Origin of the sequence: Mesorhizobium sp. B1-1-7 (assembly GCF_006442705.1) — a bacterium.
In the GTDB taxonomy this organism is placed as follows: domain Bacteria; phylum Pseudomonadota; class Alphaproteobacteria; order Rhizobiales; family Rhizobiaceae; genus Mesorhizobium; species Mesorhizobium opportunistum.
On sequence record NZ_VFWQ01000005.1, the window covers coordinates 115,987 to 139,986 of the forward strand.

The following is a 24,000-nucleotide window of genomic DNA, read 5'->3' on the forward strand; positions in this document are numbered from 1 at the left end:
CCATGAGGACAGGCTCGGATTGGGGATGCCGCAACGGACCACTCAGATGACCCCGCGTCATCTCCTCAGCCTGCGACGCCAACACGAACATGCCGGAGGAAGCGATGACCGGACGCAGAACCCACGATCAGCAGATGCGCATCATTGAAGAGCGGGAAAATACCAAGAACGCCAGCAAGGATTTCGATGCGAAGGCGGACCTGAAACGGCCGCCAGCGGAACGTGAAGCGCTGCGCAAGGGATCGGACATGAGGACCGACACACCTGATCTCGTCGATCCCGACGATCGCAACATCCTTCGCGGCAAAAATCAGGAAAGCGTCCATCACAAGAACCGCAACTAGGCACCGACCCTGCAACATCTTGGCATGAATTGGAGGCAGCCCATGGCCCGCGGTAGCAAGAAGCACATTGGAGCAGGTTCACAGGGAAAGGCGTCTGGCACAGGTGCCATGACTGTAACGCCAAAGGACAAGCTGGAAGAAAACCAGGTCCTTTCCAATCGCGACAAGGCACAGCATTCCCGGGAACGCGGTCTGGACTCCAAACAGGTCGCGACCGAGCAGCGCCAGGACCATGCCGCAAACCGTTTGCGCGACTGACGCCCCGCAGGGCGCCAGTCCCGGGTCGGCTGGTTGGCGAGCCGCCGGATTCGGTGACGCCGCTACTTGGCGCCGACGCTCTCCGGCCAGAGCGCCTGGATTTCCTTCGGCAGCGCGTCCCGCACCTTGGCCGACTGACCAAGGTCGATATGCCGGGTAAGAACCCGGAACACCGAGCGCGCGGCATCTTGGGGATCGACAGGGCGGATCGATTTCAATTCCTCGTCGATATGCTGCGAGAAATCTTCCAGGGAGCGCGTCTTGTCCGGCTCGGCTGCGGGCCGGTAGTGGTCGTAATAAGCACCGCGCACCAAGAGCGGCAGTTCCGCCCCAAGCTTGGCCGCAAGTCCGACCTGCAGCCTGTCCCTTACGGTCCGCAAGACCGCACCCAATATGTGCCAGGCAATCCGCCGATCCGGCCCATGATCTTTCATGATCTCGTCGAGCCAGATGTTCGTTGTCTGTAGCGTCCTGTCGAAAACATCCAAACCGGTAGCGCTCATCGTCGCCTCCTCGTCAAATCATGTCCGGTCCCGAAACGATGCTTGGGGACAATCGTTTCGTTGTCCGTCGATAAAATTGTCTCGGCGGCTCGGCCAGGCTGCTAAGCGGACACCTCGAGCACGATCTTGCCGCGGACATGCTCGTTTTCCAGCCGTTCCTCGGCCGTGGCGACCTCTCCAAGAGGATAGACAGCCTGCACGAAGGGGGTGACCTTGCCAGCGTCGATAAGGCGGCCAATCTCCGCGAGCTGCGCCGCATTCGGCTCGGCCACATAGGAGACGCCACGCGCCCGATGCAAGTTTGCCTTTTCCTGCGAAGGTTGGGAAAGCGTGGAAACGAGTGTCCCGCCTGGCCTGAGCACCTCCCAGGAGCGGTCCTGCGTGTCGCCCGCGATGAGGTCGAACACAAGGTCGACCTCATCGACGACCTCTTCGAAACGCTGGTTCCTGTAGTCGACCGTCTGATCGGCGCCAAGCTCACGGACGAAGACGAGATCCTCGGCCGAAACGGTTGTCGCGACGAACGCACCCGCGGCCTTGGCCAATTGGATCGCTAGATGACCGACGCCGCCGGCGCCGCCATGGATGAGTACCCTTTGGCCGGATTTGAGGCCTCCATGATCGAACAGGCCCTGCCACGCGGTGATGCCCGCAAGCGGCACCGCCGCGGCTTCGACGTGGCTTAGACGATCCGGTTTGGCGGCCGCCTCCGTCGCCTTGACCACGACGTATTCGGCATTGCCGCCCCGGTCCTGACCAAGCATGGCAAATAGCTCGTCGCCCTTCTTCAGCGTGTGCGCCCGCGTGCCGCATATTTCCACCGCGCCGGACACATCGCGCCCGAGCGTGACCGGCAGAGCCTGGTTCCTCGAACCTTCGCGGATCTTGTAGTCGACCGGATTGACGCTCGCTGCGCGGACCTTGAGCAAAACCTCGTCGTCAAGCGGCTGAGGCAAGGGGACTTGTTCGATGGAAAGAACCTCCGGCCCGCCAAAAGCATGGATACGAACTGCTTTCATATCGACACCTTCTCTGTCACGTATGGCTCGGCTGCGGGTTGCCGTTAGAGACGGAGCGGCCGGTTGCGGGCGCTCCGCGCTCATTTACCCATCATCCGCCAGCCGGCGTTTCCAACGTTATCGGCGATGAGCAGGCGTCATCGGCGATGAGCAGAGCGGTCCTGCTAGGCCGCGGACTGCGTCGGAGGATTCTGATGCATCATCCAGAGCTCGATTGCAGCCAGGACCGCGACCAGAACGCCGATTACAACATGCACACTCATAGCCGTGGTAGCCTGGAATCCAAGCACCCAGGGAGACACGAGTACCCAAAGGCCCACAACGAGGTTCAGCCACTCCTCCCAGACAGCAAAGGCGGCGAGGGCGGCGATCGAAAGTACGACGATCACTATTCCGCTGCCCATGGCATTCTGGGACTGCGTTCCCGACGCGAAGGCGAATAGCCAGGGAGACACGAACAGAATTGCTCCTAGGATCAGATTTGCAACGTCACAAAGCTTGGCGTTTGACCACTGGTTCATGACTTTTCTCCATCAAGCGTGCTTTCCACGCTTCCGAAGCTCAGCTGGTCGGCCTTGAGACCGCCGGTCAAATCGGGGCAAGGCTGCAACCAGACTTGCCGGCCTACTAACTGGGCCGGCTCACTAACTGGGCTGGCTTACTAACTGGATTGCAGTCCGTCGGTTCCACTCGACAAATCTGGAGCGCAGCCAGGCGCGTTTCGGCCCGCTGGATCCGTCCGCGAGGCACAAATGCGATCTTGACCTACGCGTGGTGTGTCCGCGTTCTGGCCGACTTCCGCGCCGCCTGCTTCCTGCCGCGGGTGCCCTTGGTGCGCACTGCCTTGCGTGCGGCGGCGGAACGACCGGATGCACCTTTCGTCTCGGCCGCCTTCTCCGCGGCAGCCGAGCGTTCCTCGGCCGTCCGGCGCGAGGCCGCGCGCTTGGCCTGCTGCGACAGCGCCTCGTGCGATGCCGTGTTCTTCGGCTCGCGCTCAAGCACCTTGGAGACCGCTTTCGAGACTCGCGGCCGCCGTTTCGGCTTGCGTTCGCCCTGGCCAGCCTCATACGCATATTCGGCGCTCTTGCGCGTGCTCTCCTTCACCTTGCCCTTTTCGGGCGGGGGCAGGTCCACGCCTGCCCGTCTCGCCTCGGAAAGTCCGATGGCGATAGCCTGCTGCGTCGAGCGTGCGCCATGCTTCCCCTGGCGGACCTTTTCGATTTCGTCCCGCACAAACTCGCCGGCTTGCGTGCTCGGCGACTTGCCCTCGCGCTTGTCCTCTCGGGCCTTCTCCATGATTTTCTTGTCAGGCATTGTCATCTCTCCCAACTGTGGCGTTGCCGTTCGCGCTATGGTGCGCTCGTCTCAGGTGGTCAACGCGGCGAGGATGCAAATGATCCCAATCGCGGCCTATGCCGATAGTCCTTGGGTTGTCGAAGTCAACGAAGAGCGGTCAGGCGCGGTGCGAGGCGATCGCCGACACCGCGCAGAACCAACTCGGTGGTCCTTCGATCAATATACCGCCACGACATTTGGCTCGTTGGCGAGGTCGGTTTTGACGCGTACGATGGTCCCATCTACGCCCGACAACAGCGATCCACATGTGCTGGGATATAGGCTCGCTGTATAAATGAATGTGGTCGAATTGCCTTCGGTCAAGATGTTGCGAAGCTCGAAATCGCTTGATTTGAGATAGCCGTGCACTTTGAAGAACGCTCCACCATTGTCGTGGGCGAAGGTCGATGTGGCCTCTTTGGACAATGTTTCGCTTCTTGATTGATCGCAGGTCATCTTGGGAGCTGGAGAGCCCGCGGGATTGAAGAGAACGTAAAGTACTGAGGCATTCGCAAACAGTGATGCCATCAGAATGATATTTTTCATCATGGCCGATAATCCAGTTCAGCCTGGGCTTTGATACTGCACGGCCCGTCATTAACGACCGGTTTCCACTTGCACCTTTCGCGACTGGTTGGTCGGCATCTCTCCGGCGGGCCTCCGAGGCTCCAACGCGCGGCGTAGTGCCGGCGCTTCCTGCTGGATATGGTCCCACAGGCGGTTCGCGACCGGGCCGTGCGGGCGGTCGCGGCGGCGCGCCACCACCAGCTCATCGGTGCGGCCCGGCATATGCCGGCCGGCTATGGAACGCAGGCGCCCGTCATGCAACTCGTCCTCGATCAGGAAGCGGGGCAGGTGGCCCCAGCCGAGGCCCTGCAGGATGATCTCTTTCTTCATGCCCTGGTCGGCGACGAGGCATTGCGGCGCGCCTTCGATCAGCGAATAGTTTTGTTGTGGCGAATGGCGGGCGCTGTCGCGCATCACGCATTGGGTGAGTGCCTGCATCTGATCGGGAGTGATCGGCTCCTGGATGCGCTGCGGCAGAAAGCCAGGCGCCACCACGGGAATGAAGGGCACCTTGCACAAATCGACCCATTCCACCCGTGCATCGCCCTTATCGACCCAGTGCAGGATCAGATCGGCTTCGTCATCGAAAAGCCGCTCCCACGGACCGCCGACGGCTTCGAAGTGCAGGTGCAGGCGCGTGCCGGGGCACTGGGCGAAGAACCGTCCGAGCATGCCAAGCACCTGCGGGCGCGGGCAGAGGTCGCCGATCACGACATGGATCTCGCTTTCCTCGCCCATCGAGAGCTGGGCGGCGTGGACACGCAGACCTTCCAGTTCGCGCAGCAGCGCTTGCGCGCGGCGGTGGAACGACAGCCCTGCCTCGGTCGGGCGCACGCGATAGCCGCTGCGGTCCAGGAGAACGAGATCAAGCTGCCGTTCGAGCTTGGCGACGGCGGCGAACACCGCCGGATGCGAGCGGTGCAGCAGGGCGGCCGCCGGCTGAAAGCCGCCGGTGCGGATCACGGCATCGAAACATTGCAAGTCGTGCAAGGTGAATTCGGCCATGTCAGCTTTGACTACAGAGATTGTCCTATCTTTGTAATATCACCAAAAGCCGGCCGCAGCTACGCTTAGCCTCATTCAACGTTCCAGAAGGAATTTCATCATGAGTGAGCTGAAGTTCGTGACTGTCGGCGATGGCACGCGCATCGCCTACCGCTTCGACGGCGACGCCGGAAAGCCGGTGCTGATGCTGTCGAACTCAATCGGCACGACGCTGCATATGTGGGACGGGCAGGTCGGCGAGCTGTCCCGGCATTTCCGTGTTCTGCGTTACGATTTTCGCGGCCATGGCGGGTCGAGTGTTCCGATCGGGGCCTATTCGCTCGACCGGCTCGGCCGCGACGTGATCGAGCTGCTCGATGCGCTCGGCCTTGGACGCGTGCATTTCCTCGGCCTGTCGCTGGGTGGCTTCGTCGGGCAATGGCTCGGCGTCCACGCGCCCGAGCGCATCGACCGGCTGATCCTGAGCAACACCTCGTCGCATCTCGGGCCGGCAAGCTATTTCGACGAGCGGATTGTCTCGGTACAGCAGGCGCCCGACATGTCGGAAACCGCCGAAATGTTCCTCAACAACTGGTTCCCCGCCAAGATGGTGGCGGCCAACGAGCCCATCATCGCGGAATTCCGCACCATGCTGCTGACGATCGACCGGCAAGGCCTGGCGGGTCTGTTCGCCGCCGTTCGCGATGCCGACCTTCGCCGCAGCGTGGCGCTGATCAACCGGCCGACGCTGGTGATCGCCGGCGAGCACGACACAGTGACGGCGGCCAGCCACGGCGAACTGATCGCCGCAGCGGTGCCCGGCGCGAAGCTGGTTGTCCTGCCCGCGGTTCACCTGTCGAACGTGGAGTATCCGGCGGAGTTCATAAAAACCGTGCTCGATTTCCTGCGCTGACCGAGAGTCTACTCCCGTGGTCTGCTGTCTGGCGACGTAGTGGTCCTCACGGCTCCTTGCAGATCGGCACTGGTTGCGACGGTGCCGCCGGATGGTCTTTCTTGTATTGCACGATGATCGGCTCGAGGGTTTTGCGCGGCCAGAATTTCGGCGCGCCGATTTCTTTCAGGCAGGAGGCGTTCCAGTAGAGATCTGTGCCGGACAGCGAATGGCTTTTGGCCGATGCTTGCGCGACGGCGGCGATGTCGCGCGATTCCGGATAGATGTATAGCGTCGTCGGGTTGTCCTTGACCATCGAGATGATCTGCCGCGCATCCGAAGGCGACCAGCTGGTGCAGCCATTGCTGCGGCCGCCGGCATAGTCCACCAGCTTGCCGAACGGCACCAGGCCATCGTGGTCGGCATAGGAGCTGTTCGGGCTTTTGCGCATGCACATGCCGCGCAACACTTGCGCGGCATGGCCGCCGATCACGCGCTGCCTGGCGTTGGCGGCTTCGCCTTCGCCATCGAACTGGATGAAGGTGCGCTGGAAGGCCACGTCCTGCTTCGCGCCGGTGCGGTAGTAGCCCTTGAACGAGGTTTTCGCCTCGCGGGTCATGTAGGCTCCGCCGGCGGTCAGTTCCGAATCCATGGCATTGCCGAAGTTCTTCGCGCAGCGCCTGCCATTTGAAAAATCTACCGTGCCTTTCAGGTTGCGGCCGCCACCATGTCCCGACGAGATGGCGTGAAACGACTGGCTGGCTTCGCACACGACATAATACCGGCGCCCCAGCACGCCGTTGCCCAGATCGCCGGGACGCGTGGCGTCCATGGCAAAGTAGCAGGGGTTCCTGACGGCGCCCTGCGCGACCTTCTTGCGGTAAAGCGCGCGCGCCCGCTCCAGGACCACTTGCGAGATCTGGCCATCGCCGTCGCCGACATGAGCCTGCAGCCAGGCCGGAATATCGGATGGTGCGGCGAACGACCGGACGGCCGTCAAAGCGATGACGACAAGCAACAAGCCGGCGACGATACCCAAAGGGACAGATCTCAACCGCACCGGTTCAATTCTCCTGTCGAAGCCTTGCGAATCCTCGCCGCAAGCAGCCGATCATAAAATGCCTCGCGCCAATCGGCGAAACACATCTTGTTTAGCGCTCCGTCAAATAGGCACGAAGGCGGCGCGCAAAACGTCCGTAGGCCGGGATGCTGGCTCAAGGCTTGCGCCGCTCGACTGCGGATCCAGGGATGTGCGCGATTTTCGATCGCTTGGGATTGCGCTATCATCTGATTCTGGCACGGCCCGCGCCTCCTCCCTCCGCCGGGAAAGCATCATTCATGCGGGGCACTCCGATCACCGAACCGACTGTTCGAGCACAAGGCATGAGGAGGGGTTGCGAAAACTGCTCGCACCAGGAGGTTTTGCGATGATCGCGCCCATCTACCATCTGAAGCGTCAAGCCAGGCTGTTGTCGCGCGAGGCAAAAATCCCGCTCCACCAGGCACTTGACCGTATTGCCGCTCGCGAAGGTTTTGCCGGCTGGAGCCTGCTCGCGGCAAAAGCGGCCGAAATCTCGCCCGCCGCCAGGCTGTTTGCGCGGCTGGCGCCCGGCGACCTGGTCCTGGTTGGCGCGCGGCCGGGCCACGGCAAGACCCTGATGAGCCTCGAACTCGCGGCCGAAGCCATGAAGTCAGGCCATCGCAGCGTGTTCTTCACTCTGGAATATACACAAAGCGATGTGCTCGACCGGTTTCGCGCCATCGGCATCGAGCCGCAGCAGTTCGGCGGACTATTCGAGTTCGACAATTCCGATGCCATCAGCGCCGGCTATATCGTCAAAGTGCTGGGATCGGCGCCGCGCGGCACGCTGGCGGTCATTGACTATCTGCAGCTGCTCGACCAGAAGCGGGAGAATCCCGAGCTGATGGACCAGGTTCGCATGCTGAAGGCCTTCGCACGCGACAGCGGCGTGATCCTGGTCTTCATCTCGCAGATCGACCGCTCATACGATCCATCGGCGAAGCCGTTTCCCGATATCGGCGATGTCCGGTTGCCGAACCCGCTGGACCTGTCGCTGTTCAGCAAGGCGTGTTTCCTCAACAAGGGCGAGATCCGCTTCCAGGCGGCTTGAGCGTTCTCCCGGCCACGGTTAGAGAGCATGGATCATGGTCGAGATCGTCAAACCCGCGCTTGAACATCTGCCGTCCTACAAGGCGGCGCTCGAGCGCGGCTGGTCGCCGGACAATGTGCGGCTCTTGCAGGCGACGCGCGAGCAACTTGCGGCGATAGAAGAGGATCCGGTGGCGTTCCTGGCCAGCCTCGACGATCCTGAGGCGAAAGGTGGCCCGGTCACCTTGCCCGACGGGACGAAAGTGCCACGCCTGCCGGGTTTCCGCCGCTGGATCTGGGACGGCGAGGCCTCGGGCTCGATCGGCTTGCGCTGGCAGAAAGGCACGGCGGACCTGCCGCCGCATGTGCTTGGCCATATCGGCTATGCGGTGGTGCCGTGGAAGCGGCGGCGCGGCTACGCGACCGAGGCGCTGCGGCTGATGCTGGACGAGGCGAGGGCGGTTGGCCTGGCTCACGTCGAGATCACCGCCAAGCCGGGCAACCCGGCGTCGCACAAGGTGATCCTGGCCAATGGCGGCAGGCTGGTCGAGCGCTTCTTCGAGGATGCCGCCTATGGCGGGGCGGAGAGTTTGCGGTTCCGGATCAAGCTGTAGCCGGCGCCATCCTCACCCGTGCTCGTCAGCACACGGCGCGTGGTCGGACAGGGCACGGATGGGGTGGGGGTGGTTGAGGCGCTACTCGGCGGCGGCCGTCAGCGGCGGCGTGGCATTGCTGCGCGCTTCCCAAAGATACGAGGCGAGTGCCACGAGCACGGCGACCAGCATCGCGAAAGTGCCAAGCAGCGGCAGGCTGCGATAGCCGAAGCCGCTGTTCAGCATGGCGGCACCCAGCGACGCCGCCAGCGCGATGCCGACATTGAAGCCGGACGGGATCAGCGAGGAGGCAAGGTTCGACGCGTCCGCGGTCCAGGCCAGGATGCGGGTCTGGATCGGCGTGCCGATGGCGAAGTTGAGGCCGCCCCAGATGACGATCGCCACGATCATCGGCAGCGGATAGGGGCTGACGGCATAGATCACCGCCAGCGTCACCGCCTGTAGGCCAAGCATCGTGATCAGCGAGGGCATCAGTTTCCAGTCGGAGAGCTTGCCGCCGAGGAAGACGCCGAGCGTGGCGCCGACGCCGTTGAGCAGCAGCACCCAGGGCACCACATCCTCGTCCAGCCCGGTGATCTCAAGCAATGTCGGGGTGATGTAGGTGAACAGACCGAACTGGCCGATCATCAGCATCAGCATCAGGATCAGCGAGGTCCAGACCTGCTGGCGCGCCAGCACGCGGACCTCGCGGGCAAGGCCGGCATGCTTCGCTTGATATCCCGTGGTGCGCGGCAGAAGGGCGGCCATGGCAAAAGTTGCCGCGACGCCCAGCGCGCACATCACCCAGAAGGTCGCGCGCCAGCCCCAGATGTTGCCGATCGCGGTGCCCGCCGGCACGCCGATGACGTTGGAGACGGTCAGTCCGGACAGGATGACGGCGACCGCCATGCCACGCTGGTCCTCGCGCACAAGGCCGACCGCCACCACCATGGCGACGCCGAAATAGGCGCCATGCGCGACCGCGACGGCAATGCGCAACAAGAGCATCGAGGTGAAGTCCGGCGCCAGCGCGCAGGCCGCCTGGCCGATGGTGAAGACGATGGCGAGGCCGAGCAGCAAGGTCTTGCGCGAGATCGATTTGGTGGCGAGCGCCAGCAGCGGTCCGCCAATGGCGATGCCGCAGGCGTAGCCCGAGACGAGATAACCCGATGTGGGAACCGAAACGCCGAGCCCCTGCGCCACCTGCGGCAGCACGCCGGCAATGACGAATTCGGTGGTGCCGAAGGCGAAAGCGGCGATGAACAGGGCGATGAGTGGAAGCGACATGGGACAAGCCTTGGCTGGAACGGCCTCAAACCACGGATGGGCCTTGCGGGCAATCCAGAAATTGTGGGCGTGGGTTTAGGTTTTCTTCATCGAGTTCCCGCGCGACACGTGCTCGCAATGCCGGCGTGAAGGCGCCGTAATTCTGGTCAGCGCCACCACAATGGCGTGGAATCATTCCGCACTTGCTTGGCACGAATAATTGCTGGTGCACCCTCTAGGTCTCGCAATAGTGCTGGTATATGTTTATCTGTCGATGTTCGTCGTTGCTGAAATTCATTCTATAAGGAGGGGGATGTGTTAAAGATAAAAAATATTTGGAATTTGCGACGCGTTGATATCGAGCGCGTTGCTAATTTTGTTTGGAAGATGGCCGTTGTAGTATTGGTTTTGAGATTTTTAGCCAGTTTGATCGGTGGTCTACGCTGCGCAAGAGCCCGTAATGGATACCCATAAATGGACGGCGTTCAGCGCCTCTATAAGCCAGATATCGGCTGCGATGACACTGCTGCTTCAGTTGGCGGGTGTGCGCTTTGCCATCGAAGTCGGTCTTCGTCTGGCTGGCGATCCGAAACCGTCATCCACCTCCGATTAAACCAGGACCCGCTAGCGATCATCGGTTGCTGAATATTGATGCGTCAGCGGCGAATGGTTTTGAGGATGCGCTAGCGTTTACCGCGAACACAATCACCCCGCCTTCAACCTCGATCCTGTCAGCAGGCCGCGCTCTTCCAGGACGGGATAGGCCATCGACGCCAGCAGCGAGTTGATCTGCTTCAGGTCGCGGATGGTGTCGAGGTGGATCGAGCTGGTTTCGACGCTCTTGGCGGTACCCTCGCGCAGCCGCAGGAAATGGCTGGCGCTCGTTTCCTTCTCGCGGTCACGCAACTGGTCCTTTTCCAGCACCAGCTGACGGGCGGTTTCGGGATCGCGCGACACCAGCACGTTGAAGGCAAGCCGGGCATTGGCCAGCACCGAGCCGTGGAAGGCGCACAATTCGCTCCAGCCTTCGTCGGTGAATTCCAGGCCGCGGTCGAATTTCTTCTTCACATGCACCAGCATGTTGCGCACGATGATGTCGCCGACCTGCTCCAGCTTGACGCAGGCGCCGATCAGTTCCTGGCAGCGCAGCGCCTCGTCCTCGGTCAGCGGATTCTTGGTGACCTTGGCAAGATAGAGCTTTATGGCCGCGTGCTTACGGTCGACGCGGTCGTCGAGCGCGGCCAGCGCCTTGATCTTGTCGGCGTCGGCGCTCTCGTAGAGCTCGATGATGCGTTTGAGCATGATCTCGACCGTCTCGCACACCCGCACCACCTCGCGCGTGGCGTTGGCCAGCGCCTGGCTTGGCACATCGAGCGCGCTTTCGTTGAGCGCGGAAAGCTCGACGACGTCGAGCGAGGCGGCGGGCGCGGCTTTGGTGCCGAGCGCCACGATCTTCTCGGAAGCGCGATAGACGAAACCGGCCAGCGGCAGGCCGGCCAGCAGGATGATCACGTTGAACAGGATGTGGGCGTTGACGATCTGGTCCGACGCCGTCGCGCCGAGGAAGCCGACATGCGGCCTGAAGATCATGAACAGGACCAGCATGACCAGGGAGCCCAGCCCGCGCATCAGGAGATTGCCGATCGGCACGACGCGCACGGCGGGCCCGGCCGAACGGGTCAGCATCGGCGCGATGATCGAGGAACCGAGATTGACGCCAAGGATGAGGACGACGCCGAGTTCGGGGCTGATCAGGCCACGCCCGGCAAGCGTCGCCATCAGCAGGACCGCCGCGATGCTGGACTGGAACAGCCAGGTGATCAGCGCCGCCAGCAGATAGGCGGTGATGGAATCGCTGGAGAAGTAGTTGATGATGACCGGCATGAGCTGGCTGTTGCGCAACGGCTCCGACGCCTGGCCGATCATTTCCAGCGACAGGATCAGAAGGCCGATGCCGACCAGGATGCGGCCGGTCTGGCGCCAGTCGCGCCGCTCGGTGGCCATGAACATCACCGTGCCGGTGATCAGGCAGAGTGGCACCAGCAGCGTCAGATCGAAGGTCAAGAGCTTGACCACGAGCGCAGAGCCGATCTCGGCGCCGCGCACCGCCAATTGGCCCGCGGCACCCGAGACGATGCCGGAACCAGCAAAGGAACCGACCAGCAGGGTGACCGCGGTCGAGCTTTGCAAGGCGATCGCAAGGCCAGTGCCGGCCAGCACCGCCATGATCGGATTGCGCATGGTGGCGCGCAATTTGTGGCGCAGCACATCGCCATAGGCGCGTTCGACGCCGGTCTTGACCATGCGGGTGGCAAACAGCATCAGCGCCACGGCGCCGGCCAGATGCAGAAGGACGACGGAACCGCTCATCGTGGCACCTGCACGCAGGAACGGGCCGCGATGCGGACAGCACGATGGGCAGGGCGGAAAGCTGGGGTACGAATCATGGTCATGGCAGTCACTGATGATAGCAGGGATAATAGCTGGAATATTTTAGCCGGATAATAAAATTTTGTCGATTTCAAGGGCCCACGGGGGCGCGACGGGCCGTGTCGGAAAATGGACGGAGGCGAAATTGGTTGCATTTCCGGGCCACGGGCGGGACGGCAGTTCGGCCAGCTCCGCCGCGCTTTCGGTGCCTGTCTTTGCGGGACTGTTCAACTCACTGTTCTAAGCTAGCGAATTCATTACATAATTGTAATGATGATGTTCAGTTTCAGTTCATCCATTGACCGCTACTCCTCGGGACATCGACAACCCAAGGAGACTTCCCATGAAACGCATTGTCCTTTCCGCGCTTGCTTTCTCGATGTTGGCCGCCACCTCGCTCACCGGCCAGGCCGCGCCGATCAACGCACCGGTCGCGCCGCAGTCGAATTACACCAAGGTCGACTGGCAGAAGCCGACTCACCGGGATGTCAAGAAGCGCGTCATCCAGAAGCGCGTCTTTCAGAAGAAAGTCATCGTGAAGCGGAACAACTGGCGCAATGGCCAGCGATATTCCGGCTGGAGGCAGCACCAGCCGGTTCGCGACTACGGCCGCTACGGCCTGCGCCGCCCGGGTCCCGGCCAGGAATGGATCCGCGTCGGCAACGACTATGTGCTGGTCGGCATCCTCTCCGGCGTCATCTTCGGCGCGCTCGCCGCACACTAAAGCACCCAGCGCTGGACTTGGAAGGCGGCCCGCAACGGCCGCCTTTCTTTTTGCCCTGTGGAAACCGGGTATGGCCCGTATTGGGGGTCGTCGGATTTCGCCGGCATGATTATATGGTGGCGAAACGAGTTCCCTAAATGCGCTTTCCGCCCGCCTTTCTCGATGAGATCCGCGACCGCGTGCCGATTTCACAGGTCGTCGGCCAGCGCGTCGCGTGGGATCGCAAGAAAACCAATACGTCGCGCGGCGACTATTGGGCCTGCTGCCCGTTCCATGGCGAGAAGAGCCCATCCTTCCACTGCGAGGACAAGAAGGGGCGCTACCACTGTTTCGGCTGCTCGGTCTCGGGCGACCATTTCAAGTTCCTCACCGAACTCGAGGGACTGAGCTTTCCCGAAGCGGTCGAGAAGATCGCCGACATGGCCGGCGTGCCGATGCCGGTCCGCGACGAACGGGAAGAACAGCGTGAGAAGGAACGCGCCAGCCTGACCGACGTCATGGAGATGGCGACAGCTTTCTTCCAGGAGCGGCTGCAGGGACCGGAAGGCGCAAAAGCCCGCGCCTATCTGCGCGACCGTGGGCTGACGCCGGCGACGCAACATTCGTTCCGGCTCGGCTTCGCCCCTGACAGCCGCAATGCGCTGAAGGAGCATCTCGCCGCAAAAGGCGTGCCGAAGGCGGACATCGAGGCCTGCGGGCTGGTCCGCCACGGCGACGATATCCCGGTCTCCTATGACTGGTTCCGCGACCGCATCATGTTCCCGATCCCGGATTCGCGCGGCAAGATCATCGCCTTCGGCGGCCGCGCGCTCGCCGCCGACGCGGTGGCCAAATACATGAACTCGCCAGACACCGAGCTCTTCCACAAGGGCAATGTGCTCTACAATTTCGCCCGCGCCCGCCAAGCGATGGCAAAGGGGGCGCTCGCCAAAGGCGGCACGGTCATCGCCGTCGAAGGCTATATGGACGTGATCGCGCTGGCGCAGGCCGGCTTCGAGAATGTCGTGGCGCCGCTCGGCACCGCGCTCACCGAAAACCAGCTCGAACTTCTGTGGCGCATGGCGCCGGAACCGATGCTGTGCTTCGACGGCGACAAGGCCGGGCTGAAGGCCGCATGGCGGGCCGCCGATCTCGCGCTGCCATCGGTGCAGGCCGGTCGCTCGGCGCGCTTCGCTCTGCTGCCGGAGGGCAAGGATCCCGACGACCTGGTCAAGGCCGAAGGGCCGGATGCATTCCGCGCGGTACTGGCCGACGCGCGGCCGCTGGTCGACCTGTTGTGGATGCGCGAGACGGCGGGCGGCGTCTTCGACACGCCGGAGCGGCGGGCCGAACTCGAGAAGACGCTGCGCGAACTGACCAGCCGCATCCGCGACGAAAGCCTGCGCTATCACTACAGCCAAGAGATGCGCGAGCGGGTGCTGAGTTTCTTCGGCTCCCAGCGGGGTGCCCGGCAAAGCCGTCAGGACTGGAAACCCGGGCAGGGCAAGACGGCCGCGCCCGGCGGGCAGTTCGCCAAGGCTGGCAGCGGCCGCATGGCAATCACCGAAAGCCTCGGCCAGTCGGCGCTGGTCAAGCGCGGCGAGGGGATGTCGGTGCGCGAGGCGACGATCATCGTCGCGCTGGTCAACCACCCGCCGCTGATCGACGAGAATTTCGCCCATGTCGAGTTCCTCGACCTTGCCAATGCCGATCTGCAGCGGCTGCATGGTGCCATCCTCGACGCCATGGCGCACGACATGGCCAATGACCGCCAAGCCGTGGTGGCGACGATCGAGCGTGCCGGCTGCGCCGAGATCTGGGAGCGTGCCGTCGGCCTGATCCGGCGGGCGCGGCAATGGCCGGCGCTGGAGACAGCCGCACTCGACGATGCCCGCGACGCTCTGAACCAGGCGTTGCACTTGCAGCGCAGCGCGCGCACCTTACATAAGGAGCTGAAACAGGCGGAGGCGGCGCTCGAAGCGGATCCCTCGGACGAAAACTTCCGCCATCTGATCGAAATTCAGGCGCAATTCAGGGATGTACAAGCGACGGAAGCGCTGATCGAAGGATTCGGCGTCTCGTCGGGCAGGGCCGGGCGAGCCTAAGTGCAGCTGAGTGCAGGAATGAGAGCGCGGCCATGCCTCCTTAGCGGGCGGGGCGCGCTAAGTCGGGTAATTGATTCGCTTTTTTCATGCGAATCATGCGACAGGCGCTTGACCTTCGGACAGAATGGCGGAATCAGGACGATTCGAAACGTTAACCCGCACCCGCATCGACGGGAATGCAGCGATGTGAGGTACTGGTCACTGGACAGGCAGGCCGCCTGCCACAGATATCAGGGTTAATCTGGACTTAATGCATGTCGCCCAAGAGTGGTCGCCCAAGAGTGGAAACCGGTTTTGGGACAACGGCATGCACCAAACAATAGAGTTGATGCGGTTCGTGGCCCGGTGAAGCACGTTTAGAAAAACGAGCGTATCCGATTTGACTGGTCCGACAGCTTACGCGGCCCCGATGTCCGGCCGCTAGGAGAAGATAAAAACTATGGCGACTAAGGAAAAGGAAGAGGTCGAGACCGAACGCGAAGGCGCCACCGATGGCCCTCTGCTCGACCTTTCCGATGATGCTGTCAAGAAGATGATCAAGGCCGCCAAGAAGCGCGGCTATGTCACCATGGACGAGCTGAATTCGGTGCTGCCTTCCGAGGAAGTGACCTCCGAGCAGATCGAGGACACGATGGCGATGCTGTCCGACATGGGCATCAACGTCGTCGAGGATGACGAGCAGGGCGAAGAAGCCGAGGCCGGCGATACCGCGGCCGATGCCGAGGAAGACGCCAACGAGCTGGCCGAGCAGACCGGCACGGCGGTCGCCGCCACCACGACCAAGAAAGAGCCGACCGACCGCACCGACGATCCGGTGCGCATGTACCTGCGCGAGATGGGCTCGGTCGAGCTTCTGTCGCGCGAAGGCGAAATCGCCATCGCAAAGCGCATCGAGGCCGGCCGCGAGACGATGATCGCCGGCCTATGCGAAAGCCCGCTGACCTTCCAGGCTATCATCATCTGGCGTGACGAGCTCAACGAATCCAAGATCCTGCTGCGCGAGATCATCGACCTGGAAGCCACTTATGCCGGTCCCGAAGCCAAGCAGGCTCCGGTGGTCGAACGCATCGAGGAGGCTCCCAAGGCCGAGGAAAAGCCGCGCCGCGGCCGCGACGAGGAAGAAGACATCACCAATGTCGGCGCCGATACGCGCGGCCTGACGGATGACGACGAGGAAGACGAGGACGAGGCGAGCCTGTCGCTGGCGGCGATGGAAGCGGAACTGCGCCCGCAGGTGATGGAGACGCTCGACGTCATCGCCGACACCTACAAGAAGCTGCGCAAGCTGCAGGACCAGCAGGTCGAGAACCGTCTGGCCGCGGCCGGCACGCTGTCGCCCAGCCAGGACCGCCGGCTGAAGGAGCTGAAGGACCAGCTGATCAAGGCGGTGAAGTCGCTGTCGCTCAACACCGCGCGCATCGAGGCGCTGGTCGAGCAGCTCTACGACATCAACAAGCGGCTGGTGCAGAACGAAGGCAAGCTGTTGCGGCTCGCCGAAAGCTACGGTGTGCGCCGCGAGGAGTTCCTGAAGGAATATCAGGGTTCCGAGCTCGACCCGAACTGGACGCGCGCGATCGGCAATCTGACCTCGCGCGGCTGGAAGGAATTCACCAAGAACGAGAAGGATGCGATCAAGGAGCTGCGCGCCGAGATCCAGCATCTGGCCACCGAAACGGCGATCTCGATCCTGGAATTCCGCAAGATCGTCAACCAGGTGCAGAAGGGTGAGCGCGAGGCCGCGATCGCCAAGAAGGAAATGGTCGAGGCCAATCTGCGTCTCGTCATCTCCATCGCCAAGAAATACACCAATCGCGGCCTGCAATTCCTCGACCTTATCCAGGAAGGCAATATCGGCCTGATGAAGGCGGTCGATAAATTCGAATACCGCCGCGGTTACAAGTTCTCGACCTACGCGACATGGTGGATCCGGCAGGCGATCACCCGTTCGATCGCCGACCAGGCGCGCACCATCCGCATCCCGGTGCACATGATCGAGACGATCAACAAGATCGTGCGCACCTCGCGCCAGATGCTGCACGAGATCGGCCGCGAGCCGACGCCGGAGGAACTGGCCGAAAAGCTCGCCATGCCGCTCGAAAAAGTGCGCAAGGTGCTGAAGATCGCCAAGGAGCCGATCTCGCTCGAAACGCCGGTCGGTGACGAGGAGGATTCGCATCTGGGCGATTTCATCGAGGACAAGATGGCGATCCTGCCGATCGACGCGGCGATCCAGGCCAACCTGCGCGAGACCACCACGCGGGTGCTCGCCTCGCTGACGCCGCGCGAGGAGCGTGTGCTCAGAATGCGCTTCGGCATCGGCATGAACACAGACCACACGCTGGAAGAAGTCGGCCAGCAGTTTTCGGTCACCCGCGAGCGCATCCGCCAGATCGAAGCCAAGGCGCTGCGCAAGCTCAAGCATCCGAGCCGGTCGCGCAAGCTGCGCAGCTTCCTCGACAGCTGAGCTGGGAGTCGGGATTTATCTCCGCGAAGAATTGAGGGCGCCGACTGGCGCCCTTTTTCGTTTCAGGCGGTTGCGCATGAAGCCCTCCGGCGGTGGATCGGTCTCGGATGTCAGCCTGGGATTTCCGCCATGGCCGCGAAGGAGATTGCCGCAATCGGGCGGGTTTTTGAACGGGCTTTCCTTGGTCGCCGACGACTGTCGCCTCAAGCCTGCAAATGATGGCATGAATAGGTGCTTGCGGGACGCTCGTTGCGGGAGGATAATTTCGCGTCGGATGCATTTTCTGGGCGACAACCCGGATGCCCGCCCCGGCGAAGCCGCCGTGCTCCGTGGCCCCGGAGGGAGGTGTGCCATGACGACCTACATCATGCTGATGACCTGGACCGAGCAGGGCGCGAAAAACGTTCGCGACTCGCCCAAGCGGCTCGACGCGGCCAGGAAGCAGCTTGGCGAGATGGGCGGATCGTTCAAATCGTTCTACCTGACCATGGGCGAATACGACATGGTGGCGGTGGTCGAAGCGCCCGACGATGCGGTGCTGGCGCGTTTCGCGCTGATGTTGGCGGCGAGCGGCAACATCCGGACGCGAACGCTGAAGGCCTTCCCTGAATTCGCTTATCGCGAGATCATCACTTCGCTTGGATGAAGCGACCGGCAGGGTTTCCGGAAGTCGACAACCGGGTGCCGGCTTGACGGCGCTTTGCCGCAGGACGGGACGCCTCGCCGTGATAGAATGCGGCGAGGGAGATCGCGATGAGCAATTCTTCGATGTTGGCCATCGGCCTTGCCGCGTTGTCCTTGATGCCGATCCATGCCAGCGCCGCCGCGCAAAAACCGGTCGGCATGGCCAATCCAGCATCCGTCCATTGCGGGGAGGTTGGCGGGCGCCTGACAATCAGGAAGGACAAGGCCGGCAACGAATATGGATTCTGCCGCTTGCCCAACGGGCGCCTGTGCGAGGAGTGGGCGCTGTTTCGCGACGACAAATGCGTCGGGCCGAAGGCGGCCATGCGCGGCAAATGACCATGATAGAACCACACCCTTGCTGACCGTCTGGTACAACACGCGCTGCCCGGTCTGCGATGCGGGCATCGTCAGGCAGAAGCGCCGGCTGATCGAAGCGGTCAAGGCCGGCCGGATCGAATTTCGCGACATCAACCTGGAACCGGCGGCGCTCACCGGATTTGGGGCCTCGCTGGAGGACATCCGCCGCCGGTTGCACGCCACCGACGCGGATGGCCGCTTGCTGGTCGGCGCCGATGTGGCGATTGCCGTGTGGCAGGTGACGCCGGGCGAGGGCTGGCTGGCGGGCCTATTCGGCAACCGGTTGACCTTGCCGCTGACGCGGTTTGCCTACGATCGCTTCGCCGACCTGCTCTATGCCTGGAACCGGCGTAACGGCCGCTGGTAGCGGATTTCCCGTCGCCGCCCGGAACGCCGCAGCCCTGACCCGAAGAGATTGGGCTGGCGGCGCATTTAGATACATCGTAAGATATATCTTGACTCCGCAAGGGCGCGAACCTAATTGAGATATATCGTAAGATAGAACTCAAGGAGCAATCAATGCACAAAGACAATCATTTCGGGCGCGGTCATTTCGGCGAACGCATGTTCATGCACATGGCCGGCAAATTTGGTGGCAGAGGGGGCGGCGGCTTTGGCCCGTTCGGCCATGGCGGTCGCGGTGGTGGGCGCGGTGGCCCGGGCGACATGTTCCGCGCCGGGCGCATTCTGGCCGACGGCGACCTCAAGCTGATCACACTGTCGCTGCTGGCCGAGGCGCCGCGCCACGGCTACGACATCATCAAGGCGCTGGAAGAGCGCACCAGCGGCATCTACAGCCCGAGCCCGGGCGTGGTCTATCCGACCCTGACCTTCCTGGAAGAGGCCGGCTATGCCGTCTCGTCGAGCGAAGGCAACAAGAAGGTGTTTTCCATCACCGAGGCCGGGCAGGCGCATCTTGCCGACAACCGCGAGATGATCGACGGCGTGCTCGACCATCTCGAGCGCTTCGGCCGCAAGATGGCCAAGGCGCGCGACTGGTTCGGCTGGGACGACGATGGCGAGGATCGGCGCGGTGGCCGCGGCGGGCGTGGTGAGCGCTCGGAAACGCGTGACGAATTCCGCGCCATCCGCCACCGGCTGCGCGCGGCGCTCGGCGACATCGTCGATGCCCCGGCTGAAAAGCAGGCCGAGGCGATCGCCATTCTCGAAGCCGCCGCGGAAGCGCTGGAAGCGCTGTCGCACAAGTGACGTAATCGGGCGGCATCGGGCGCCGACTGGGCGAGGATTGGGTTCCTCGCCCCCGCAAAGCGGGGGAGAGGTGGCTCGGCGAAGCCGAGACGGAGAGGGGGAGTGGCTCGACCTCTAACGAATTCTGAGGAAACTCGCCCACGCCGCAGCCCCTCTCCGACCGCTTCGCGGCCACCTCTCCCCCATTACATGGGGGCGAGGAAACCAAGTTCTGCAAAGCCCCAAAAAAGCCCGGGTGACCGGGCTTTTTTCTTCAGGTGTGCCGGCATCATTCCTTGCCGACATATTCGCTGATCAGCTTTTCGTTGCGCGCCTTCTCGATCTTGGCGGTCATCTCGGCCGACAGGCGTTCGTCGGTGCGGTACTTGACCAGGTTCACCAGGCTGCCGGTGAGCAGCAGGATGCCCATGGCCCAGTAGCCCTTGGTCGCCAGGTCGACCGGCGCCAGCCAGAGCGACAGGCCGAGCATGAAATAGGCGGCACCGACCGAAGCGGTGTTGAACATGATGTAGGTCTGATTGGCGTTCATTGGTGTTCTCCATTGGTTGGTGATGTCGATGGAACAAGGTCTGGAAGGCTGTTTTTCAGTTGATGGTCTTCAGGCGCTCGAGCACGTCCTTGGCGCGCACCTTCATCGCCGGGCCGTGGCCGGCATCGGCAAGGCGGTCGCGGATCGCTTCGTGACGCAGCTCGCCGTCGATCTCGTCGAGGATGCCGGCCTCCTCGAATGGGTCGCTGCCGGCCTTGATGCGGGCCAGAAGCTCCTCGGCGTCGTTGAGGCTCGCCGACTGACCGATCGACCTGACGAGGCGCGACTGCGCCTTGCGCTCGGCATCGATGGCCCGGGCCGAGATCATGCCCTGGTTGAGGTCGATGATGCGGCGATGCACCCGCTCCACCGAAACGCGCATCCGCAACGTCTTTTCGCCAAGGCTCGGCACGGTGGCGCGGCGGACCTCGCGTTCATTCTCCAGCTCGGCGACGGCCGTGGCACCGCTTTCGGCCAGCCCGTTGTTGCCGGCGGCGAGCGCGCTGATCGTGCGTGTTTCGAGATCGGCGTGGCGGCGGTCGAGCTGGCCGAGACTGGCCTGTTCGGCACGCTGGCGCACGATCAGCGTGGCCAGTGTCTGCTTGGCGGCGGCAAGTCCCGCCTCGGCGTCGCGGATGCGCTGCGCCAGAAGGTCGATGGCGAAGCGATCCTTGAGGCCGTCCTCCGCCCGTGCGCTGGCGCCGTCGAGCAATGTCCTGATCAGGCTAAGCATGGTTCTTCTCCCTTCGAATTTTGGCGTGAACATTGTTCACGAAGCCAGCATAGCAGGAGATGAACATTGTTCAAGGTACTTTTGAACGCTGTTCACGAAATCCCGAATATGGTAAAGGAGGGAAGGTCGGGGGCGAAACAGCATGCCGATCCCGCAAGGCAAGCGCATTCACAAGGACTGAAATGGCACTGGACAAGGAAGAGACGGGCGAGCGGGTGCTGGCCATTGCCGAGGCGCTGCTCAACGAAGGCGGCATGGACAATCTGAAGGCGAGGACCATCGCCGAGCAGGCGGGCATCTCGGTCGGCTCGGTCTACAATCTGTTTTCCGATCTCGACGGTGTGCACCGTGCCGTCAACATGCGGCTGCTCGACCGACTGGGCGCCGCGGGGTCGGCGGCGATGGCCGATCTCGGCAAGCGAGGCATCACCGACGTGCGGCAACGCCTGCTGGCGCTGGCCGGCGCCTATGTGCGCTTTGTCGAGGCGCATCCCGGCAGTTGGCCGGCACTGCTTGCCTTCAACAGGCGTCGCCCGACGCTGACCGAGCCGGATGCCTATGAAGCGCGGCTCGACCAGTTGTTCGAGATCATCTCCGGCGTGCTCACCGGCGGTGACTTGGACCTCGACGACGATACGCGCCGCATTGCCGCGCGCACACTATGGTCAAGCGTGCATGGCATCGTCACCAGCGGCTATGCGGCGAGATCCGTGCGCGGGCAGGCTGACGAGATCGACCGGCAGATCGAGCTTCTGGTCTCCGTCTTCATCAGGGGGCTGGAACGCGGCGGCACATTCGCGCATGCTGGGACAACAGCGTCGTGAATCGCGAACAAGCTGCGGTTTGCAGGGCGAATAAGGAGATTTGAGCGATGTCTTTTCTGAAACGTCTTTTCGGCGGCGGCGGGGGCGAGGCGACCGAGCCCACGAGTGCGGCACCGGCCAAGCAGGTCGAGCACAAGGGTTTCCTGATCAGCGCCACGCCCTACAAGGCCGATGGCCAGTACCAGACCTGCGGCGTCGTCTCCAAGGAGGTCGACGGCGTGGTCAAAGAACACAAGTTCATCCGCGCCGACCGCTTTGCCGGGCTCGACGACGCCGTCGACATTTCGATCAAGAAGGGCATCCAACTGGTCGATGAACAGGGCGAGCGGATTTTCGGATAGGGTGCAGACCGCGGCGTTGCCGTCGGGCCAATCAGGACGGACCTACCAAAATCTAGGCGCTGTGCACTGATGGTCCCATCGGGGTCGGCGGAGCCGCGAATCTGTGCTAAGCCGCCGCCAAACAAACCAGAGGACGACACCCGTGAGCGAACTGACCGTGGCCGAGGCGACCGAAAATATCTATGCCTCGCTGCGGGCGGACAATGCCGAAATCGACGCGCATATCGCGACGCTCAAGGCAGCGCTGACACGAGAGGGGATAAAAGAGGCGGTGTTCGATCCGACCAAGTTGGCGCAAAGCAACCGATCGGGCCGCAAGCTGATGCAAGCTTATTTCAGGCAGCGCGGCGTGAGCGTGAAGTTTTCGGACTAGCCGAACCGCGGGCGGGGCGATCGCCACGGACGATGAGGCCGATGAACGGCCAGTGGCAGTTCGCGTGAGCGTCGAACATCATCACGCCCAGCCAAAACACACACCGGCCGAGGTCTCATCCCGGCCGGTGCGCAATCCAGACGGTTGCTATCCGCGCTTTTCGATGACCGCGTAGAGCACGTTGCGGTTCTCGCCGAAGAAGACCCGCGCCTCGACCGTGTTGCGATCGACGCTGGCGTTGACGACGTTCCACATGTCGACCTCGGAGCGCAGCAGCAGCACCCAGTCCATGAACATTTCCCGGTACCCGGCATCGGGGTTGCCTTCCGCGTAGTTGGCGAACAGGAACGTTCCGTTCGGCTTCAGCATCTGAAGGCAGGTCTTGGTGAGTTTCACGGCGACGTTGTGCTGGAGGTAGTCGTAAAGGCCGGAGGCGTAGATGAAGTCGAACTTGCCCATCTTGTGGCCCCTGGTGAGCACGGTCCGCACCGAGCCGTCGACGGCTTCGATCGCGGTGCCCTGGAAGTCGCGCGCGATCAACCCGACGCTCTGAGGATCCTGATCGAGCGCAACCCAGCGCTTGAGGCGGCCCTCGGCCAGGGCGACGGAGCGATTGGCTTCACGCAAATGACCGGCCGCGATTGCCAAGACCTCGGTCTGCGGTCCGCTCTTGGCTGCAATCTCGTCGACATAGCGGGTCAAGAGATCGCGCCGTTCCCGTGCCGCGACGCATGACGGCACGTCCTGGGTATGGGTGTATAGCGCCTTGCCGATCTCCGAGGCGTTGGCCACGCTCTCGGCCACGTGCGGATCACAATAGATGTAGTCGAGCAACTGCGCGTCGCCGGCATAGCCCCTGGGCTTGTTGAAGGACCACCGCGTCAGCGGGTCCTCGAGAAAATATTCCAGGATCGGATGGTTCTGCGCCACCGGTATCAAGGCTTGCCAGACGTCGGGATGGAGCCTGGAACGCATCGCTTCGAGAAGCGACATCAGACGGCGAATGATCTCGGCAGGATTTTTTCCCTGTTCGATCTGCTGATGCGCCGTGTGGAGAACGAGCGCCAGCTCGACGCGAGCGGTTTCGAACGCTTCGCCATGCTGCTCGGGCCTTCCGCGGCGCAGGCTCCCGGCGATCATTTCGGCAGTAATCAGGCTTTTGCCGTCAAACACAGTTTGCACACCAAGACTCCATAGTTAACAGTCAGTTAACTTATTACGTAGAATGCTTGGTTTGCCAATGTCGGCTCGCGGGCATTTTATAGTTATGATTAATTTCCCGCTAACCATCTTGGGTCGTTGGGTGCCGTCCAAGTCGAATTCCGGGTTTGAGTTAACCGAAACTTGTGCTGCACGATTGCATGATTTTGTGCA

The 24,000-nt window shown here is 62.6% G+C and carries 28 protein-coding genes; 16 read left to right on the plus strand and 12 right to left on the minus strand.

Going from position 1 to position 24,000, the window contains the following annotated elements:
* Positions 1–104 precede the first annotated feature (104 nt).
* Positions 105–344 carry a hypothetical protein gene (locus FJ978_RS09825; protein ID WP_140572149.1) on the plus strand — a complete coding sequence of 80 codons (240 nt, stop codon included), beginning with the start codon at positions 105–107 and terminating at the stop codon, positions 342–344.
* A gap of 42 nt (positions 345–386) precedes the next feature.
* Complete coding sequence (locus FJ978_RS09830) at positions 387–602, plus strand: hypothetical protein (protein ID WP_140572028.1); 216 nt, start codon at positions 387–389, stop codon at positions 600–602.
* A 62-nt stretch (positions 603–664) separates the two neighbouring features.
* Here the strand turns inward: FJ978_RS09830 and FJ978_RS09835 are convergent, their stop codons facing one another.
* The 6 genes from FJ978_RS09835 to FJ978_RS09860 all read right to left on the minus strand — a co-directional run bounded on the left by FJ978_RS09835 (position 665) and on the right by FJ978_RS09860 (position 5,031).
* Entirely contained in the window at positions 665–1,105 is a 441-nt protein-coding gene (locus tag FJ978_RS09835; protein WP_140572029.1) for a DUF2267 domain-containing protein, read from the minus strand.
* 101 nt (positions 1,106–1,206) lie between these two features.
* Positions 1,207–2,208: an NADP-dependent oxidoreductase gene (locus FJ978_RS09840; RefSeq protein ID WP_246678097.1), complete on the minus strand. Its 1,002-nt coding sequence runs from the start codon at positions 2,206–2,208 to the stop codon at positions 1,207–1,209.
* Between the two features lie 80 nt (positions 2,209–2,288).
* On the minus strand, positions 2,289–2,645 hold the full coding sequence (locus FJ978_RS09845; protein WP_140572030.1) for an SPW repeat protein: 357 nt from the start codon (positions 2,643–2,645) through the stop codon (positions 2,289–2,291).
* Between the two features lie 244 nt (positions 2,646–2,889).
* A complete protein-coding gene (locus tag FJ978_RS09850; protein WP_140572031.1) occupies positions 2,890–3,438 on the minus strand; it encodes a DUF6496 domain-containing protein in 549 nt (182 codons plus the stop codon).
* A gap of 198 nt (positions 3,439–3,636) precedes the next feature.
* The gene (locus tag FJ978_RS09855; protein ID WP_140572032.1) at positions 3,637–4,008 is read right to left on the minus strand and encodes a hypothetical protein; all 372 of its coding nucleotides are present in this window, start codon (positions 4,006–4,008) and stop codon (positions 3,637–3,639) included.
* 48 nt (positions 4,009–4,056) lie between these two features.
* Positions 4,057–5,031 carry a LysR family transcriptional regulator gene (locus FJ978_RS09860; RefSeq protein WP_140572033.1) on the minus strand — a complete coding sequence of 325 codons (975 nt, stop codon included), beginning with the start codon at positions 5,029–5,031 and terminating at the stop codon, positions 4,057–4,059.
* 100 nt (positions 5,032–5,131) lie between these two features.
* Between FJ978_RS09860 and FJ978_RS09865 the strand changes: the two genes are divergently transcribed.
* Positions 5,132–5,923 carry an alpha/beta fold hydrolase gene (locus FJ978_RS09865; protein WP_140572034.1) on the plus strand — a complete coding sequence of 264 codons (792 nt, stop codon included), beginning with the start codon at positions 5,132–5,134 and terminating at the stop codon, positions 5,921–5,923.
* Between the two features lie 46 nt (positions 5,924–5,969).
* Here FJ978_RS09865 and FJ978_RS09870 read toward each other — a convergent pair whose 3' ends face one another.
* Complete coding sequence (locus FJ978_RS09870) at positions 5,970–6,962, minus strand: hypothetical protein (protein WP_013893634.1); 993 nt, start codon at positions 6,960–6,962, stop codon at positions 5,970–5,972.
* 367 nt (positions 6,963–7,329) lie between these two features.
* Here FJ978_RS09870 and FJ978_RS09875 point away from each other — a divergent pair, with 367 nt between their 5' ends.
* Positions 7,330–8,034: a DNA helicase gene (locus tag FJ978_RS09875; RefSeq protein ID WP_013893635.1), complete on the plus strand. Its 705-nt coding sequence runs from the start codon at positions 7,330–7,332 to the stop codon at positions 8,032–8,034.
* Between the two features lie 34 nt (positions 8,035–8,068).
* Positions 8,069–8,626: a GNAT family N-acetyltransferase gene (locus tag FJ978_RS09880; RefSeq protein ID WP_013893636.1), complete on the plus strand. Its 558-nt coding sequence runs from the start codon at positions 8,069–8,071 to the stop codon at positions 8,624–8,626.
* Between the two features lie 81 nt (positions 8,627–8,707).
* Here the strand turns inward: FJ978_RS09880 and FJ978_RS09885 are convergent, their stop codons facing one another.
* Complete coding sequence (locus tag FJ978_RS09885) at positions 8,708–9,892, minus strand: MFS transporter (RefSeq protein ID WP_140572035.1); 1,185 nt, start codon at positions 9,890–9,892, stop codon at positions 8,708–8,710.
* Positions 9,893–10,331: 439 nt separating this feature from the next.
* Between FJ978_RS09885 and FJ978_RS32760 the strand changes: the two genes are divergently transcribed.
* Positions 10,332–10,484, plus strand: a complete 153-nt coding sequence (locus FJ978_RS32760; protein ID WP_181180394.1) for a hypothetical protein — start codon at positions 10,332–10,334, stop codon at positions 10,482–10,484.
* Between the two features lie 92 nt (positions 10,485–10,576).
* Here the strand turns inward: FJ978_RS32760 and FJ978_RS09890 are convergent, their stop codons facing one another.
* Entirely contained in the window at positions 10,577–12,241 is a 1,665-nt protein-coding gene (locus tag FJ978_RS09890) for a Na/Pi cotransporter family protein (RefSeq protein WP_013893638.1), read from the minus strand.
* A 403-nt stretch (positions 12,242–12,644) separates the two neighbouring features.
* On the opposite strand from FJ978_RS09890, the gene FJ978_RS09895 reads away from it, so the two are divergent.
* The 7 genes from FJ978_RS09895 (at position 12,645) to FJ978_RS09930 (ending at position 19,826) form a co-directional block, all read left to right on the plus strand.
* Positions 12,645–13,025, plus strand: coding sequence for an RcnB family protein (locus FJ978_RS09895; protein WP_140572036.1), 381 nt, complete (start codon positions 12,645–12,647; stop codon positions 13,023–13,025).
* A gap of 137 nt (positions 13,026–13,162) precedes the next feature.
* Complete coding sequence (gene dnaG / locus FJ978_RS09900) at positions 13,163–15,109, plus strand: DNA primase (protein WP_140572037.1); 1,947 nt, start codon at positions 13,163–13,165, stop codon at positions 15,107–15,109.
* Positions 15,110–15,548: 439 nt separating this feature from the next.
* The gene (rpoD, locus tag FJ978_RS09910) at positions 15,549–17,573 is read left to right on the plus strand and encodes an RNA polymerase sigma factor RpoD (protein WP_013893641.1); all 2,025 of its coding nucleotides are present in this window, start codon (positions 15,549–15,551) and stop codon (positions 17,571–17,573) included.
* A 352-nt stretch (positions 17,574–17,925) separates the two neighbouring features.
* Entirely contained in the window at positions 17,926–18,219 is a 294-nt protein-coding gene (locus FJ978_RS09915; protein WP_013893642.1) for a GYD domain-containing protein, read from the plus strand.
* Between the two features lie 107 nt (positions 18,220–18,326).
* Positions 18,327–18,596 carry a DUF333 domain-containing protein gene (locus FJ978_RS09920; RefSeq protein ID WP_013893643.1) on the plus strand — a complete coding sequence of 90 codons (270 nt, stop codon included), beginning with the start codon at positions 18,327–18,329 and terminating at the stop codon, positions 18,594–18,596.
* 19 nt (positions 18,597–18,615) lie between these two features.
* Positions 18,616–18,984 carry a DCC1-like thiol-disulfide oxidoreductase family protein gene (locus tag FJ978_RS09925; protein WP_013893644.1) on the plus strand — a complete coding sequence of 123 codons (369 nt, stop codon included), beginning with the start codon at positions 18,616–18,618 and terminating at the stop codon, positions 18,982–18,984.
* Positions 18,985–19,136: 152 nt separating this feature from the next.
* A complete protein-coding gene (locus FJ978_RS09930) occupies positions 19,137–19,826 on the plus strand; it encodes a PadR family transcriptional regulator (protein ID WP_140572039.1) in 690 nt (229 codons plus the stop codon).
* Positions 19,827–20,094: 268 nt separating this feature from the next.
* Here FJ978_RS09930 and FJ978_RS09935 read toward each other — a convergent pair whose 3' ends face one another.
* Both FJ978_RS09935 and FJ978_RS09940 read right to left on the minus strand, forming a co-directional pair.
* Entirely contained in the window at positions 20,095–20,355 is a 261-nt protein-coding gene (locus tag FJ978_RS09935; protein WP_023779112.1) for a YiaA/YiaB family inner membrane protein, read from the minus strand.
* Positions 20,356–20,410: 55 nt separating this feature from the next.
* A complete protein-coding gene (locus FJ978_RS09940) occupies positions 20,411–21,088 on the minus strand; it encodes a PspA/IM30 family protein (protein WP_140572040.1) in 678 nt (225 codons plus the stop codon).
* A 182-nt stretch (positions 21,089–21,270) separates the two neighbouring features.
* Here FJ978_RS09940 and FJ978_RS09945 point away from each other — a divergent pair, with 182 nt between their 5' ends.
* The 3 genes from FJ978_RS09945 to FJ978_RS09955 all read left to right on the plus strand — a co-directional run bounded on the left by FJ978_RS09945 (position 21,271) and on the right by FJ978_RS09955 (position 22,626).
* Positions 21,271–21,912, plus strand: coding sequence for a TetR/AcrR family transcriptional regulator (locus FJ978_RS09945; protein WP_140572041.1), 642 nt, complete (start codon positions 21,271–21,273; stop codon positions 21,910–21,912).
* 47 nt (positions 21,913–21,959) lie between these two features.
* Positions 21,960–22,253, plus strand: coding sequence for an HlyU family transcriptional regulator (locus FJ978_RS09950; RefSeq protein WP_140572042.1), 294 nt, complete (start codon positions 21,960–21,962; stop codon positions 22,251–22,253).
* 142 nt (positions 22,254–22,395) lie between these two features.
* Positions 22,396–22,626, plus strand: coding sequence for a hypothetical protein (locus tag FJ978_RS09955; RefSeq protein ID WP_140572043.1), 231 nt, complete (start codon positions 22,396–22,398; stop codon positions 22,624–22,626).
* 147 nt (positions 22,627–22,773) lie between these two features.
* Here the strand turns inward: FJ978_RS09955 and FJ978_RS09960 are convergent, their stop codons facing one another.
* Positions 22,774–23,808 carry a class I SAM-dependent methyltransferase gene (locus FJ978_RS09960; RefSeq protein WP_140572044.1) on the minus strand — a complete coding sequence of 345 codons (1,035 nt, stop codon included), beginning with the start codon at positions 23,806–23,808 and terminating at the stop codon, positions 22,774–22,776.
* Between the last annotated feature and the right edge of the window lie 192 nt (positions 23,809–24,000).

What these genes read in the sequence shown, in the direction of transcription:
- FJ978_RS09825 (WP_140572149.1), top strand. Translation starts at nt 105, where the DNA reads ATGACCGGACGCAGAACCCACGATCAGCAGATGCGCATCATTGAAGAG.
- FJ978_RS09830 (WP_140572028.1), top strand. Translation starts at nt 387, where the DNA reads ATGGCCCGCGGTAGCAAGAAGCACATTGGAGCAGGTTCACAGGGAAAG.
- FJ978_RS09835 (WP_140572029.1), bottom strand. Translation starts at nt 1,105, where the DNA reads ATGAGCGCTACCGGTTTGGATGTTTTCGACAGGACGCTACAGACAACG.
- FJ978_RS09840 (WP_246678097.1), bottom strand. Translation starts at nt 2,208, where the DNA reads ATGAGCGCGGAGCGCCCGCAACCGGCCGCTCCGTCTCTAACGGCAACC.
- FJ978_RS09845 (WP_140572030.1), bottom strand. Translation starts at nt 2,645, where the DNA reads ATGAACCAGTGGTCAAACGCCAAGCTTTGTGACGTTGCAAATCTGATC.
- FJ978_RS09850 (WP_140572031.1), bottom strand. Translation starts at nt 3,438, where the DNA reads ATGCCTGACAAGAAAATCATGGAGAAGGCCCGAGAGGACAAGCGCGAG.
- FJ978_RS09855 (WP_140572032.1), bottom strand. Translation starts at nt 4,008, where the DNA reads ATGATGAAAAATATCATTCTGATGGCATCACTGTTTGCGAATGCCTCA.
- FJ978_RS09860 (WP_140572033.1), bottom strand. Translation starts at nt 5,031, where the DNA reads ATGGCCGAATTCACCTTGCACGACTTGCAATGTTTCGATGCCGTGATC.
- FJ978_RS09865 (WP_140572034.1), top strand. Translation starts at nt 5,132, where the DNA reads ATGAGTGAGCTGAAGTTCGTGACTGTCGGCGATGGCACGCGCATCGCC.
- FJ978_RS09875 (WP_013893635.1), top strand. Translation starts at nt 7,330, where the DNA reads ATGATCGCGCCCATCTACCATCTGAAGCGTCAAGCCAGGCTGTTGTCG.
- FJ978_RS09880 (WP_013893636.1), top strand. Translation starts at nt 8,069, where the DNA reads ATGGTCGAGATCGTCAAACCCGCGCTTGAACATCTGCCGTCCTACAAG.
- FJ978_RS09885 (WP_140572035.1), bottom strand. Translation starts at nt 9,892, where the DNA reads ATGTCGCTTCCACTCATCGCCCTGTTCATCGCCGCTTTCGCCTTCGGC.
- FJ978_RS32760 (WP_181180394.1), top strand. Translation starts at nt 10,332, where the DNA reads ATGGATACCCATAAATGGACGGCGTTCAGCGCCTCTATAAGCCAGATA.
- FJ978_RS09890 (WP_013893638.1), bottom strand. Translation starts at nt 12,241, where the DNA reads ATGAGCGGTTCCGTCGTCCTTCTGCATCTGGCCGGCGCCGTGGCGCTG.
- FJ978_RS09895 (WP_140572036.1), top strand. Translation starts at nt 12,645, where the DNA reads ATGAAACGCATTGTCCTTTCCGCGCTTGCTTTCTCGATGTTGGCCGCC.
- dnaG (WP_140572037.1), top strand. Translation starts at nt 13,163, where the DNA reads ATGCGCTTTCCGCCCGCCTTTCTCGATGAGATCCGCGACCGCGTGCCG.
- rpoD (WP_013893641.1), top strand. Translation starts at nt 15,549, where the DNA reads ATGGCGACTAAGGAAAAGGAAGAGGTCGAGACCGAACGCGAAGGCGCC.
- FJ978_RS09915 (WP_013893642.1), top strand. Translation starts at nt 17,926, where the DNA reads ATGACGACCTACATCATGCTGATGACCTGGACCGAGCAGGGCGCGAAA.
- FJ978_RS09920 (WP_013893643.1), top strand. Translation starts at nt 18,327, where the DNA reads ATGAGCAATTCTTCGATGTTGGCCATCGGCCTTGCCGCGTTGTCCTTG.
- FJ978_RS09930 (WP_140572039.1), top strand. Translation starts at nt 19,137, where the DNA reads ATGCACAAAGACAATCATTTCGGGCGCGGTCATTTCGGCGAACGCATG.
- FJ978_RS09935 (WP_023779112.1), bottom strand. Translation starts at nt 20,355, where the DNA reads ATGAACGCCAATCAGACCTACATCATGTTCAACACCGCTTCGGTCGGT.
- FJ978_RS09940 (WP_140572040.1), bottom strand. Translation starts at nt 21,088, where the DNA reads ATGCTTAGCCTGATCAGGACATTGCTCGACGGCGCCAGCGCACGGGCG.
- FJ978_RS09945 (WP_140572041.1), top strand. Translation starts at nt 21,271, where the DNA reads ATGGCACTGGACAAGGAAGAGACGGGCGAGCGGGTGCTGGCCATTGCC.
- FJ978_RS09950 (WP_140572042.1), top strand. Translation starts at nt 21,960, where the DNA reads ATGTCTTTTCTGAAACGTCTTTTCGGCGGCGGCGGGGGCGAGGCGACC.